The sequence below is a fragment of the Shinella zoogloeoides genome, from assembly GCF_030733845.1.
Taxonomy (GTDB): domain Bacteria; phylum Pseudomonadota; class Alphaproteobacteria; order Rhizobiales; family Rhizobiaceae; genus Shinella; species Shinella zoogloeoides_C.
Map to the genome: position 1 here is coordinate 270,808 of NZ_CP132311.1, position 13,362 is coordinate 284,169.

Annotated in this window: 11 protein-coding genes; 9 read left to right on the forward strand and 2 right to left on the reverse strand. The window is 66.3% G+C overall.

Annotated features, from left to right (window positions below; all coding sequences use genetic code 11):
• Positions 1–35: 35 nt before the first annotated feature.
• Genes Q9316_RS02285 through Q9316_RS02295 form a run of 3 tightly spaced genes read left to right on the forward strand, consistent with a single transcriptional unit; the run spans position 36 to position 2,909 of the window.
• Complete coding sequence (locus Q9316_RS02285; protein ID WP_306033647.1) at positions 36–1,919, forward strand: DNA polymerase III subunit gamma/tau; 1,884 nt, start codon at positions 36–38, stop codon at positions 1,917–1,919.
• Between the two features lie 20 nt (positions 1,920–1,939).
• A complete protein-coding gene (locus tag Q9316_RS02290; protein WP_306033648.1) occupies positions 1,940–2,263 on the forward strand; it encodes a YbaB/EbfC family nucleoid-associated protein in 324 nt (107 codons plus the stop codon).
• 34 nt (positions 2,264–2,297) lie between these two features.
• Positions 2,298–2,909 (forward strand): LysE family translocator, encoded by a 612-nt coding sequence (locus tag Q9316_RS02295; protein WP_306033649.1) that lies wholly within the window; start codon positions 2,298–2,300, stop codon positions 2,907–2,909.
• On the opposite strand, the gene Q9316_RS02300 is transcribed toward Q9316_RS02295, so the two are convergent.
• Positions 2,906–3,517, reverse strand: a complete 612-nt coding sequence (locus Q9316_RS02300) for an MOSC domain-containing protein (protein ID WP_306035185.1) — start codon at positions 3,515–3,517, stop codon at positions 2,906–2,908. The two genes, Q9316_RS02295 and Q9316_RS02300, sit on opposite strands and share 4 nt — an antisense overlap.
• Before the next feature lie 55 nt (positions 3,518–3,572).
• Here Q9316_RS02300 and recR point away from each other — a divergent pair, with 55 nt between their 5' ends.
• Together recR and Q9316_RS02310 are read left to right on the forward strand one after the other, a co-directional pair.
• Positions 3,573–4,178, forward strand: a complete 606-nt coding sequence (gene recR, locus Q9316_RS02305; protein WP_306033650.1) for a recombination mediator RecR — start codon at positions 3,573–3,575, stop codon at positions 4,176–4,178.
• A gap of 222 nt (positions 4,179–4,400) precedes the next feature.
• Complete coding sequence (locus Q9316_RS02310; protein ID WP_306035186.1) at positions 4,401–5,606, forward strand: lytic murein transglycosylase; 1,206 nt, start codon at positions 4,401–4,403, stop codon at positions 5,604–5,606.
• Here the strand turns inward: Q9316_RS02310 and Q9316_RS02315 are convergent, their stop codons facing one another.
• Positions 5,607–7,235 carry an MFS transporter gene (locus Q9316_RS02315; RefSeq protein WP_306033651.1) on the reverse strand — a complete coding sequence of 543 codons (1,629 nt, stop codon included), beginning with the start codon at positions 7,233–7,235 and terminating at the stop codon, positions 5,607–5,609.
• A 258-nt stretch (positions 7,236–7,493) separates the two neighbouring features.
• Between Q9316_RS02315 and rimP the strand changes: the two genes are divergently transcribed.
• From rimP to infB, 4 genes are all read left to right on the forward strand, one after another.
• Positions 7,494–8,111: a ribosome maturation factor RimP gene (rimP, locus tag Q9316_RS02320; protein ID WP_306033652.1), complete on the forward strand. Its 618-nt coding sequence runs from the start codon at positions 7,494–7,496 to the stop codon at positions 8,109–8,111.
• Between the two features lie 116 nt (positions 8,112–8,227).
• Positions 8,228–9,826, forward strand: coding sequence for a transcription termination factor NusA (nusA, locus tag Q9316_RS02325; RefSeq protein WP_306033653.1), 1,599 nt, complete (start codon positions 8,228–8,230; stop codon positions 9,824–9,826).
• Positions 9,827–9,901: 75 nt separating this feature from the next.
• On the forward strand, positions 9,902–10,555 hold the full coding sequence (locus tag Q9316_RS02330) for an RNA-binding protein (protein WP_306033654.1): 654 nt from the start codon (positions 9,902–9,904) through the stop codon (positions 10,553–10,555).
• Between the two features lie 104 nt (positions 10,556–10,659).
• The gene (gene infB, locus Q9316_RS02335; protein ID WP_306033655.1) at positions 10,660–13,320 is read left to right on the forward strand and encodes a translation initiation factor IF-2; all 2,661 of its coding nucleotides are present in this window, start codon (positions 10,660–10,662) and stop codon (positions 13,318–13,320) included.
• The last annotated feature ends 42 nt before the right edge of the window (positions 13,321–13,362 follow it).

Below are 13,362 nucleotides of genomic sequence, written 5' to 3' on the forward strand. Positions count from 1 at the left end.
CTGTCGGGACAGACGTTCGATTAACGGCAGGGTCGATGAACGACGTAACCACAAATCCGTCCAACGAAAAACCGGCCGCCTACCGCGTCCTTGCGCGAAAATACCGGCCGAAGGATTTTTCGGACCTGATGGTCGGCCAGGAGCCGATGGTCCGCACGCTGACCAACGCGTTCGAGACCGGCCGCATCGCGCAGGCCTACATGCTGACGGGCGTCCGCGGCGTCGGCAAGACGACGACCGCCCGCATCCTCGCCCGCGCGCTGAACTACAAGACAGCGGAGATCGACAAGCCGACGATCGATCTTCGTATTCCCGGCGAACATTGCCAGGCGATCATGGAAGGCCGGCATGTCGACGTCATCGAGATGGACGCGGCCTCCCATACCGGCATCGACCACATCAGAGAAATCATTGAGCAGGTGCGCTACCGCCCGGTCTCGGCGCGCTACAAGGTCTATATCATCGACGAGGTGCACATGCTCTCGACGCAGGCCTTCAACGGCCTGTTGAAGACGCTCGAGGAGCCGCCGGAGCACGTCAAGTTCATCTTCGCGACGACGGAAATCCGCAAGGTTCCGATCACCGTCCTGTCGCGCTGCCAGCGTTTCGACCTGCGCCGCATCGGCGCGTCAGACCTCGTCGGCCTCTTCACCACCATTCTCGGCAAGGAAGCCGTCGATTTCGAGCCGGATGCGCTCGCCATGGTCGCCCGCGCGGCCGAGGGTTCGGCGCGTGACGGCCTGTCGCTGCTCGACCAGGCGATCGCCCATGGCGCGGGCCGTGTCGAGGTCGATGCCGTTCGCTCCATGCTCGGCCTTGCCGACCGCGCCCGCATCGTCGACCTCTTCGAGCATATCGTGAAGGGCGATGCAGCCGCCGCGCTTGCCGAATTCGCCGCGCAGTACGAGGCGGGCGCCAGCCCGTCCGTCGTGCTGACGGACCTTGCCGATTTCACCCATCTCGTCACCCGCATGAAATACGTGCCCGATGCGGCCGGCGACCAGTCGCTGAGCGAGGTCGAGCGCGTGCGCGGCGTCGAGTTCGCCAACTCCATCGCCGTCACCGCGCTGTCGCGCATGTGGCAGATGCTGCTGAAGGGCATCCCGGAAACGGAGGCCTCCAGCCGCCCGGCCGGCGCCGCCGAGATGGTCATCATCCGTCTTGCGCATGCCGCCAATCTTCCCTCGCCGGAAGAGGCTGCGCGCCGCCTGGCCGAGCTTTCCAGCGGGGACGGCGGCGGCAACGGCGCCCGCGCGCCGCAATCCGGCGGCAATGGCGGCCAGCCGACGGCACAGTCCGCCGTTTCCGCCGTCGCGCGGCAGCCGGACGCGCCGGCCCAGCGCGCGCAGGCGGGCGGCGGGACGGTGGCCATGCTGCGCTCCGTGCCGCAGGCCGAGCCGGCAGTCCAGCCCGTCGGCCGCACCGAGGCCGCGCCGGCCGCGCAACCCGCGGCCGTGCCAAGCGTGCCGGTCAACTCGATTTCAGACGTGGCCGACCTTTGCACCAGGAATCGCGACATCCGCCTGCGCGCCCTCGTGCGCGCCTTCGTGCGGCCGGTGAAGGTCGAGGCGGGGCGGCTCGAGATCAGCCTGACGAACGATGCACCGAAAACGCTGGTCGCCGACCTCTCCAATCGGCTCCAGGAATGGACCGGCATCCGCTGGCTGGTAATCCTGTCGCGCGAGGCCGGCGGGCCGACCCTGGCCGAGGCCGAGGCGATGGCGCAGGAAGCGCGCGTTGCCGATGCGCGCCAGGACCCGGACGTCGCCGCCATCCTGCAACGCTTCCCCGGCGCCAAGATCACCGACGTGCGCATCAAGGTGCAGGAAACGGAAGACGAGGCCGAGACCGTCGAGGTGGCGGCCGTTGCGGAATCCGCCGAGGGCGACATCCTGCCCGGCGACGATATCGAACACTAGGATAAAAAGAGGAGAGGCCGATGCGTGACATCATGGGCATGATGGGCAAGGTCAAGGAAATGCAGGCCAAGATGGAGAAGATGCAGGAGGAGATCGCCGCGCTCGAAGTGAGCGGCTCCTCCGGCGGCGGGCTCGTCTCGGTCACGCTCGACGGCAAGGGCAACCTCAAGGGCCTGAAGATCGACCCTTCGCTCTTCAAGGAAGACGATGTCGAGATCCTCGAAGACCTGATCGTCGCCGCCCACAAGGACGCCAAGGACAAGGCCGAGGCCGAAGCCGCCGAAAAGACCAAGGCGCTGACCGCCGGCCTGCCGATCCCGCCCGGCTTCAAACTGCCGTTCTGATCCTGTAGGGTCGGGCTTTGCGAGGAGAGATCCGATGAGCCTGACGACCCTGCTTGTCTTTGCCGGCGCGCTGATGATGGCAGCCGGTTCGCCCGGCCCGAGTATCGCTGCGCTGGTCGCCCGGGTGCTCTCGCGCGGGCCGAGGGATGTGCTGCCCTTCCTCGCCGCCATGTGGATCGGCGAGGGTATCTGGCTCACCTGCGCCGTGCTGGGCCTCGCGGCTATCGCCGAAACCTTCCACGGCGCCTTCGTCGCCATCAAATGGCTCGGCGTCGCCTACCTGCTCTATCTCGCCTGGAAGATGTGGTTCGCCCCGACCGAGACGGGCGATGAGGCGCTGCCCGAGGCGCGCTCCGGATTGAAGCTGTTCTTCGCCGGGCTGACGGTGACGCTCGGCAATCCCAAGATCATGATGTTCTACGTCGCGCTGCTGCCGGCGATCATCGATCTTGGCGCCGTCACGCTGGTCGGCTGGGCGGAGCTGGTGGCGACCATGTTCGTCGTGCTCGTCGCCATCGACCTCGCCTGGGTGTTCCTCGCCGCGCGCGCCCGGATGTTCCTGAAGAGCCCGCGCGCCGTGCGCATCGCCAACCGCGTCAGCGCCGGCACCATGGCCGGCGCCGCGGCGGCCATTGCCGCCCGCTAGCCGGTCAGGGCGGCGCGCAGCTTGTCGTTGATCGGGGCGGCGAGGTAGCGGATGCGGTCTTCCTCGGAAATGTTCCTGCCATAGGTGCGCAACAGTTCCGGCATGGTGACCGGCTCGCCGTCGAACGGCGCATAGGTCACGGTATCGCCGGCCTGGATCACCCCGTCGCGCAGGACGCGGCAGTAGAAACCCGGCCGGCCGGCCTGCAGGAAGCGCCGCGCGAAGGCCGGATCGCCCATGCGCGCGGTGAGCGTATTGCAGGGAATGCGCGTCGAGGTCACTTCCAAGAGCACGCTTTCCGTCTCGAACCGGTCGCCGACCGAGACGCCGCGGCTGTCGATCCCTTCGATGATGAGGTTCTCGCCGAAGGTGCCGGGCTCGATGGTGCGGCCGAAGTCCTTCGTCCACCAGTCGAGGTCGATGGAGCCGAGGCCGTAGACCGCCTGCTCCGGCCCGCCGTGGTGCTTGTGGTTGCAGATTGCGTCGCCGAGCAGGCCTTCGCGGTCGACGACCACGGCCGCATCGGTCGGCGTCTTGAAAATGCCGGTCTTGTAGCTTTTGCCGGGAACCGGACGGGCAACGCCCGTGCATACGGCGAGAATTCTGATCAAGCGGCGGTCTCCCGAGATTCCGTTTCCCCTGGATATGGGGTAGATACCGGCAATGGCAAAACGAGTCACCGGCCCCGAAATCGAAAAACTCATCCAGCTCCTGGCGAAGGTGCCGGGCCTCGGGCCGCGCTCAGCGCGCCGCGCAGCGCTGCATCTCGTCAAGAAGAAGGACCAGTTGCTCGGGCCGCTGGCCGACGCGATGGGCGAGGCGCATCGCAAGGTGCGCATCTGCTCGTGCTGCGGCAATGTCGATACGAGCGACCCCTGCACGGTCTGCACCGACGGGCGGCGCGATCATTCGGTCATCATCGTCGTCGAGGACGTCTCCGACCTCTGGGCGCTGGAGCGGGCGGCCGCGATGAACGCCGCCTACCATGTGCTCGGCGGCACGCTCTCGCCGCTCGATGGCATCGGGCCCGACGACCTCAACATCCGCGGCCTCGTCGACCGGGTGGCCAAGGGCGGCGTGCGCGAGCTGATAATCGCCGTCAATGCCACCGTCGAGGGCCAGACGACGGCGCACTACATCACCGACCAGCTCTCCGGCCTGGACGTGAAGATCACCCGGCTTGCCCACGGCGTGCCTGTTGGCGGCGAGCTCGACTATCTCGACGAAGGAACACTGACGGCCGCGCTCAGGGCGCGCACGGCTATCTGAGGAAGGCTTATCATGCTTCAATGGCTGCGGCGCTTCACCCCCCTCTGCCCTGCCGGGCATCTCCCCCTCAAGGGGGGAGATCGACCCGCGGCAGCCTTTCGCCAATCGGCCATGTCGCGGATTGTGGGAAAGGGAGGCTTCTTGCCAATCTCCCCCCTTGAGGGGGAGATGCCCGGCAGGGCAGAGGGGGGTATCGCCGCCCGCCTCGCGCTCGTCATCGCCATGACGTTTGCAGCGTTCCCCGCCCATGCGGCCTCCAAGGCCGAGGTCGAAAGCATGTTCCGCGCCTGGATCGACAACGATCTCTGGCCGGCGGCGCAGAAGACCGGCGTCAGCGAAAAGACGTTTCGCGCGGCGATGGAAGGTGTGACGTTGAGCTGGGACCTGCCCGATCTCGTGCCGCCCGGCTTCAAGCCGAAGAAGGAGCAGGCGCAGAGCCAGGCGGAGTTCTCCTCGCCCGGCGCCTACTTCTCCGAAAAGCGCCTGCAGGGCCTTGCGGGAACGGGAAGTCGGCTGGCCAAGACCCATGCGGGCACGCTGCGCAAGATCGAGCAGCGTTTCGGCGTGCCGGGCGAGATCGTTGTCGCCGTCTGGGGTCGCGAGTCGGGCTTCGGCAGCGCGAAGATCCCCTATTCGGCGGTGGAGGTTCTGGCCACAAAGGCCTTCATGTCGACGCGCAAGGACATGTTCCGCAAGGAGCTGATCGCGGCGCTGCATATCGTCGACGGCGGCGACCGGACGGTCGCGCAGTTGAAGGGCTCGTGGGCCGGCGCGCTCGGCCAGCCGCAGTTCATGCCGACCAGCTTCCTGCAATATGCCGTCGATTTCGACGGCGACGGCGTGCGCGACATCTGGGGCTCGGTGCCGGACAGCCTCGCCTCGATCGCCAACTATCTGGCGAAGAAGGGCTGGCAGGCGGGCCGTGGCTGGGGCTACGAGGTAACGATCCCGGGCGGCGTCTCCTGCGCGCAGGAAGGGCCGGACCTTGCAAAGCCGATCTCGGCCTGGGCGTCGAGCGGTATCACGCGCATTTCCGGCAAGGCGTTTCCATCCGGCGAGGCGAAGGCATCGGGCATGATGCTGGTTCCCGCCGGCACGCATGGCCCGGAATTCATCGTCACGCCGAATTTCTACGTGCTCAAGGAATATAACAATTCCGACCTCTACGCCCTCTTCATCGGCAATCTCGCCGACCGCATCGCCTATGGCAGCGGGCCGTTCCGCGGTGCATGGGGCGACGTCGGCAAGATGCTGCGCTCGGATGTGCTCGCCATGCAGAAGGCGCTGGTCGCCAAGGGCTACGATGTCGGCAAGGTCGACGGTCTGCCCGGCTACAAGACGCGCCGCTCGCTCGGCGACTGGCAGGCCAAGAGCGGGCTTGCGCCGACGTGCTATCCGGATGCCTCGCTCAAGACGAAGCTGCGCTGATCAGTGAATCTCGACCTGCTGCTTGAAGCGCTCGTATTCGTTCGGGATGATCGTCTGCCGTTCGATCATGCGGTGGACACGCGGGTCCTCCGCGCCGCGGTGCAACTGGCGTAGCTTCTCGCCGTTGGCGGCATCGGCATGGGTGCGGCGCTGGTTGTGGCGCACATATTCCACCCAGGTCGGCACATGGTAGGTCTCGGTCCAGATCGTCGGGTTCTCGAGGTCGCGCATCAGCGCCCATTGCCCGGCGCCGTCGCGGATGCGGATGCGCCGCCGTTCGGTCATCGTCTCCAGGAACTCGCGGATGTCGCCTTCCGCGATCTCGTAGTCGATCAGCACGACGATCGGGCCGCTGCGGGGTTTTAGGTCGAGCGGCAGGTCCGGCTCGCTGAAGCGATTGAGCGGGTCGACATTGAGGCTCTGCAATTCGGGAAGGCCGAAGCGCAGGCCGATCGCCGCGCCGGCGATCATCGCGACGGCCGAGGCCAGCAGCGCGGCTTCCGCGCCGTGGGTATCGGCCGTCGTGCCCCAGATCCAGCTGCCGGCCGCGATGCCGCCGAAGGTCGTGGTCTGGTAGAGCGACAGGGCGCGGGCCACCACCCAGCGCGGCGTCGAGAGCTGGACCGTCGTGTTGAAGAGCGAGAGCGCCATGACCCAGGAGGCGCCGGCGACGAGCAGCACGGCGCCGGTCAGCAGCGCCGAGGCGCTGACCGCGCAGACGGAGGCGGCGACGGCAAAGCCCGTGAAGGCGAGGCGGGCGATGGTCTCGCTGGTGAAGCGCTCGCGCAGCCGGGCATTCATCAGGGCGCCGCCGATGGCGCCGAGCCCGAAACAGCCGAGCAGGATGCCGTAGGTCAGCGGGCCGCCGGCCACGAGGTCGCGCGCGATCAGCGGCAGCAGCGAAAGAATGGAGCTGGTGGCAAGGCCGAAGGCGAAGCCGCGTAGCAGCACCTTGCCGATGTTCGGCGACATGGAGACGTAACGCAGGCCCGCCGAGACGGCGCGGCCGAAATCCTCGCGCGGCAGGGTGCGTGGCGAGACGTTCGGCTTCCAGCGGAAGAGCACGAAGAGCAGGGCGAAGTAGCTGAGCGTGTTGGCGGCGAAGGCGGCGGCAGCACCCGCCGCCGCGACGATCGCGCCGCCGATGGCGGGGCCGACGCTGCGGGTCAGGTTGAAGCCCATGCTGTTGAGCGAGACGGCGGCCGGAAGGTCCTCGCGGGGCACCATGTCGCCGACCGAGGCCTGCCAGGCGGGATTGTTGAGCGCCGTGCCGCAGCCGATGAGGAAGGTGAAGGTCAGCAGCAGCCAGGGCGTGATGACCTCGTACCACGCACAGAGCGTCAGGGCGATCGCGACCGTCAGCATGAAACACTGGGCCGTCAACATCAGCTTGCGCCGGTCGAAATTGTCGGCGAGCGCACCGGCGGCGACGGAGAAGAGCATGATCGGCAGCGAGGTCGAGGCCTGCACCAGCGCCACCATGTTGGCGGAGGAGGAGATCGAGGCCATCATCCAGGCCGCGCCCACCGCCTGGATGAGCCCGCCGAAGTTGGACACCAGGCTTGCCGCCCAGATCAGCCGAAAGGTTTCGTTTCTGAAGGGGGCAAGGGGGGATGTCCGATCCGGCACGGTGGGGCACTCATTCTCGACGCAACGTTGTGAGCAATCTAGTCCATCGGCGGAATGCGGCAAGTCGGCGGCGACAAAAGACGGGGAAACATGTCGCCCACAGGCGGCTTTTCAGGCCGTCCTTGCAATTCCGGTGAACTGGGTTTATATCGGCATCAAATTCTTGATCGTCAGATGAAGAGTGGGCCCGCGAGGACCCGCTCTTTTTTATTGCCCCGATCAAGCGCATGATAACGACAGTCCAGGGGAGGGCATGTCATGACTGACACGACCCAGACAGAAACCGCCGCCATCGAGCCGCGGCTGATCGTCGAGACCGGTATCGACCGGCGCGTCGCCGAGATCATCGAGCCGACCATCGAGCAGATCGGTTACCGCCTCGTGCGCGTCCGGCTTTCGGCGCAGAACGGCGCGACGCTGCAGATCATGTGCGAGCGGCCGGACGGCACGATGACCGTCGAGGATTGCGAGCAGGTCTCCATGGCCGTCTCGCCGGTGCTCGACGTTGAGGATCCCATCGACAAGGCGTATCATCTCGAAGTGTCGTCGCCCGGCATGGACCGGCCGATGGTTCGCAAGTCGGACTTCAGCCGCTGGCTCGGCCACCTGCTGAAATGCGAGACGTCGATCCTCGTCGACTCGCGCAAGCGCTTCCGCGGCAAGATCGTCGCGACCGACGAGAACGGCTTCACGCTCGAGCGCGACCAGCCCGCTGCCGGCGAGGAGCCGACGGTCGTCATCCCGTTCACGGCGCTCGCCGAGGGCAAGCTGATCCTGACGGACGAGCTGATCCGCGACGCGCTGGCCGCCGACAAGAAGGCGAAGGCCGCGCAGGCCGCCAACCAGAACGACGAAGACGGCGACGACGAAGAATAAGTTTGTGAGTGCGCTCCGGCCGGAAACGGCGGAGCGGAGAGGACGGAACCGGAGCGGTGCGCCGCTCCAGACATGCCGGCGGCAAGACCCCGGCTCGACCATGGAGACCTGAGATAATGGCAGTCAGTGCGAACCGGCTTGAGCTTCTGCAGATCGCGGATGCCGTGGCCCGTGAAAAGGTCATCGACCGCGAGATCGTGCTTGCCGCGATGGCGGACGCCATCCAGAAGGCGGCCCGCTCGCGTTACGGCACGGAATCGAACATCCGCGCCGACATCAATTCCAAGACCGGCGAAATCCGCCTCCAGCGTCTGCTTGAGGTCGTCGAGCAGGCCGAGGACTATTCGACCCAGATCCCGCTGGAACTGGCGCGCGACCGCAACCCGGACGCCAAGCTCGGCGACTTCATCGCCGACCCGCTGCCGCCGATGGATTTCGGCCGCATCGCCGCCCAGTCGGCCAAGCAGGTCATCGTGCAGAAGGTGCGCGAAGCCGAGCGTGACCGGCAGTTCGACGAATACAAGGACCGCATCGGCGAGATCGTCAACGGCACGGTCAAGCGCGTCGAATACGGCAACGTCATCGTCGATCTCGGCCGTGGCGAAGGCATCATCCGCCGCGACGAGATGATCCCGCGCGAGAACATGCGCTACGGCGACCGCGTGCGCGCCTTCGTCTACGATGTGCGCCGCGAGCAGCGTGGTCCGCAGATATTCCTGTCGCGTACCCATCCGCAGTTCATGGTGAAGCTCTTCACCATGGAAGTGCCTGAGATCTACGACGGCATCATCCAGATCAAGTCCGTCGCCCGTGATCCGGGTTCGCGCGCCAAGATCGCCGTCATCTCGAACGACTCGTCGATCGATCCGGTCGGCGCCTGCGTCGGTATGCGCGGCTCGCGCGTCCAGGCCGTCGTCGGCGAACTGCAGGGCGAGAAGATCGACATCATTCCGTGGTCGCAGGATCCGGCGTCGTTCATCGTCAACGCCCTTCAGCCGGCGGAAGTCGCCAAGGTCGTTCTCGACGAGGATGCGGAACGCATCGAAGTGGTCGTTCCGGACGAGCAGCTTTCGCTCGCCATCGGCCGCCGCGGCCAGAACGTGCGCCTCGCCTCGCAGCTTACCGGCTGGGATATCGACATCCTGACGGAAGCCGAAGAGTCCGAGCGTCGCCAGAAGGAATTCAACGAGCGCACCAACCTCTTCATGGACTCGCTCGATGTCGACGAGATGGTCGGTCAGGTCCTGGCGTCCGAAGGCTTCGCGGCGGTGGAAGAACTGGCCTATGTCGATCTCGACGAAATCGCATCGATCGACGGGTTCGACGAAGACACTGCCCAGGAAATCCAGACCCGCGCCCGCGAATATCTCGACCGCATCGAGGCCGAGATGGACGCCAAGCGCAAGGAGCTCGGCGTTTCCGACGACCTGCGCCAGATCGACGGCATGACGGGCCAGATGCTCGTCGCGCTCGGCGAGGATGGCATCAAGACGATGGAAGACTTCGCGGGCTGCGCCGCCGACGACCTCGTCGGCTGGTCGGAGCGCAAGGACGGCGAGACGAAGAAGTTCGAGGGCTTGTTCTCGAAGTTCGAGGTTTCCCGCGCCGAGGCCGAGGCCATGGTCGTGCAGGCCCGTCTTGCGGTCGGCTGGATCACGGAAGAGGACCTTGCCGTCGAGGAGCCGGCGGTCGAAGGCGGCGAAGAGGACGCCTGATCGGGCGTCCCCAGGGTTTGACATGCCGACTGCCTTTCTGCGCAGCGGTTTGCGTCCGGAAGAACGGAAACCTATATGAGCAAGAAGGACGACGGCGTGAACGACCGCATGTGCATCGTGACGCGCGAAAGCGGCGAGGCGGATGATCTCATCCGTTTCGTCGCGGGGCCGGACGGCAACGTCGTGCCGGACCTCAAGCGTCAGCTTCCCGGACGTGGATGCTGGGTGAAGGCCGAACGGGCGATCGTCGACAAAGCGGTCGCCAAGAAGCTTTTTGCGCGCGCGCTGAAGGCGGACGCCAAGGCGGGTCCGGATCTCGGCGTCGAGGTGGACCGGCTTCTCGCGGCCCAGCTCGGCGGCATGATGAACATGGCGCGCAAGGCGGGCCAGTTCATCACGGGCTCTTCGAAGGTCGACCAGGCGGTGCGTGCATTGGCCGCTCTCGCGGTCTTCCATGCGACGGACGCGGCTGCCGACGGCGTCAGAAAGATAGACCAGGCGCGCAAGGCGGCGAGCTTCCTGCGCGACGACGAGACGGAAATACCCTCCTTCAAGCTCTTCTCCGAGGGCGAATTGGAGGGCCTTTTGGGCCAGAATGCTTTTATCCATGCCGCAGCGCTTGCAGGGCAGGCGGGTGAGGGTGTAGTGAAGCGCGCAATCATGCTCGAAAAATACCGGGGCGGCGACCGGTTGAGAGCACATGGCGGCGCTGGCCAGCCAAACCAATGACGCGGTCACCGGCTTTTCGCCGGCAGGAACCGCATTGGATGAACACAATTGAACGACAGGGCCTGGTGATACGCATCCGGCTCTGATCTTAGGAACGGAACGGAATGACCGACAACAACGACGACAAGACGATCAGCGTGGCAGGCAAGAAGACCCTGACCCTGAAACCCTCGGGGGTTCAGCAGGGGACCGTGCGCCAGGACATGGGTCGTGGCCGCACCAAGGCCGTCGTGGTCGAGACCCGCAAGCGCCGCATCAACCGCCCGGAAGACGAACGTCCGGTGACGCCCGTCACCCCCGTGCAGCGTGCGCCCGAGCCGCAGCAGACGCGTCCCGCGCCGCAGCCCTCCCGCCCGGCGCCGCAGCCTCAGCAGCGTGCCGAGCAGAGCCGTCCGCGCGTCGGTGTCGTGCTGAACCAGCTTTCCCCCGATGAGGTCGAGGCCCGTCGCCGTGCGCTTGCCGAAGCGCAGGTCCGCGACGCCGCCGAAGCGCGCCAGCGCGCCGAGGACGAGGCCCGCCGCAAGGTGGAAGAGGAAGCCCGCCGCAAGGTCGAGGAAGAACAGCGCCTGGTGCGCGAGAAGGAAGAGGCCGAGCGCCGCGCCGTCGAGGCTGCCGCTCCTGCCCCTGCCGTGGAAGAGGCTGTCGCGCAGCCGGTGGCAAAGCCTGCCGCCGCTGTACCTGCCGCCGAAGCGCGTCCCCAGCCGGGCCGCACGCCGGTCGCCACGCCCTCCGTCGTTCCCGGCCGTGGCCGTCGTGAAAACGATGAGGACGACGACAAGCGTCCGCGCGGCGGTGCCCTCGCGAACCGCGGCGCCGTCAAGCGTCCGGAGCCCGCGAAGGTTCCGGCCCGTCCGAAGGCCGACGACGGCCGTCGCCAGGGCAAGCTGACGCTGACGACCGCCTCGACCGACGAGGACGGCGCACAGCGCGGTCGTTCGCTCTCGGCCATGCGTCGTCGCCAGGAAAAGTTCAAGCGCTCCATGATGCAGGAGACGCGCGAGAAGGTCATGCGCGAAGTCATTCTGCCGGAAACCATCACCATTCAGGAACTGTCGCAGCGCATGTCCGAACGCGCCGTCGACGTCATCAAGTACCTGATGAAGGAAGGCCAGATGATGAAGCCCGGCGATCTGATCGACGCCGACCTGGCCGAGCTCATCGCCGGCGAATTCGGCCACACGGTCAAGCGCGTTTCGGAATCCGACGTCGAGGAAGGCATCTTCAACGTTACCGACGAGGAAGGCGACCTGGAATCGCGTCCGCCGATCGTGACCATCATGGGCCACGTCGACCACGGCAAGACCTCGCTGCTCGATGCCATCAGGCATGCGAACACGGTTGCCGGTGAAGCCGGCGGCATCACGCAGCACATCGGCGCCTACCAGGTCGAGCACAACGGCCACAAGATCACCTTCATCGACACCCCCGGCCACGCGGCGTTCACCGCCATGCGTGCCCGCGGTGCGCAGGCGACCGACATCGCGATCCTCGTGGTCGCGGCCGACGACAGCGTCATGCCGCAGACGATCGAGTCCATCAACCACGCCAAGGCGGCGGGTGTTCCGATCATCGTGGCGATCAACAAGATCGACAAGCACGAAGCCGACCCGCAGAAGGTGCGCAACCAGCTCCTCCAGCACGAAGTCTTCGTCGAATCCATGGGCGGTGAAACGCTCGACGTCGAAGTGTCGGCCAAGAACCGCCTGAACCTCGACAAGCTGCTCGAAGCCGTCCTGCTGCAGGCCGAAATCCTCGACCTCAAGGCGAACCCGAACCGCACGGCGGAGGGCGTCGTCGTCGAAGCCCAGCTCGATCGCGGCCGCGGTTCCGTCGCGACCGTCCTGGTGCAGACCGGCACGCTGAAGCCCGGCCAGATTCTCGTGGCCGGCGACCAGTGGGGCCGCGTGCGCGCGCTCGTCAACGACAAGGGCGAACACGTCAAGGAAGCCGGCCCGTCCATGCCGGTCGAGGTGCTCGGACTCTCGGGCACCCCGGCTGCCGGCGACAAGTTCGCCGTGGTCGAGAACGAAAGCCGCGCCCGCGAGATCTCCGAATACCGCCAGCGCCTCGCCCGCGAAAAGCAGGTGGCGCGCCAGTCGGGTTCGCGCGGCTCGCTCGAGCAGATGATGAGCCAGTTGCAGAATACGGGCCTCAAGGAGTTCCCGCTGCTCATCAAGGGCGACGTGCAGGGTTCGATCGAAGCCATTGCCGGCGCACTAGAAAAGCTCGGCACCGACGAAGTGCGGGTGCGCATCGTGCATTCCGGCGCCGGCGCCATCACCGAGTCGGACATTTCGCTCGCCGAAGCGTCCAACGCGGCGATCATCGGCTTCAACGTCCGTGCCAACGCGCAGGCCCGTACCGCTGCCGAACGCGGCGGCCTCGAAATCCGCTACTACAACATCATCTACGATCTGGTGGATGACGTGAAGGCGGCCATGTCCGGCCTGCTCTCGCCGGAGCGCCGCGAAACCTTCCTCGGCAATGCCGAAATCCTCGAGGTGTTCAACATCACGAAGGTCGGCAAGGTCGCGGGTTGCCGCGTCATCGAAGGCAAGGTCGAGCGTGGTGCGGGCGTCCGTCTCGTGCGCGACAACGTCGTCATCCACGAAGGCAAGCTCAAGACGCTCAAGCGCTTCAAGGACGAAGTCGCCGAAGTGCCGATGGGTCAGGAATGCGGTATGGCCTTCGAGAACTACGAAGACATCCGCGCCGGCGACACGATCGAATGCTTCCGCGTGGAGCACATCACCCGTACGCTGTAAGCGTCCGGCGATCCAAACATCGTGCGAGCGCCGGACCATTTC

Coding starts and splice junctions, on each gene's coding strand:
- Q9316_RS02285 (WP_306033647.1), top strand. CDS start 36: ATGAACGACGTAACCACAAATCCGTCCAACGAAAAACCGGCCGCCTAC.
- Q9316_RS02290 (WP_306033648.1), top strand. CDS start 1,940: ATGCGTGACATCATGGGCATGATGGGCAAGGTCAAGGAAATGCAGGCC.
- Q9316_RS02295 (WP_306033649.1), top strand. CDS start 2,298: ATGAGCCTGACGACCCTGCTTGTCTTTGCCGGCGCGCTGATGATGGCA.
- recR (WP_306033650.1), top strand. CDS start 3,573: ATGGCAAAACGAGTCACCGGCCCCGAAATCGAAAAACTCATCCAGCTC.
- Q9316_RS02310 (WP_306035186.1), top strand. CDS start 4,401: ATGACGTTTGCAGCGTTCCCCGCCCATGCGGCCTCCAAGGCCGAGGTC.
- rimP (WP_306033652.1), top strand. CDS start 7,494: ATGACTGACACGACCCAGACAGAAACCGCCGCCATCGAGCCGCGGCTG.
- nusA (WP_306033653.1), top strand. CDS start 8,228: ATGGCAGTCAGTGCGAACCGGCTTGAGCTTCTGCAGATCGCGGATGCC.
- Q9316_RS02330 (WP_306033654.1), top strand. CDS start 9,902: ATGAGCAAGAAGGACGACGGCGTGAACGACCGCATGTGCATCGTGACG.
- infB (WP_306033655.1), top strand. CDS start 10,660: ATGACCGACAACAACGACGACAAGACGATCAGCGTGGCAGGCAAGAAG.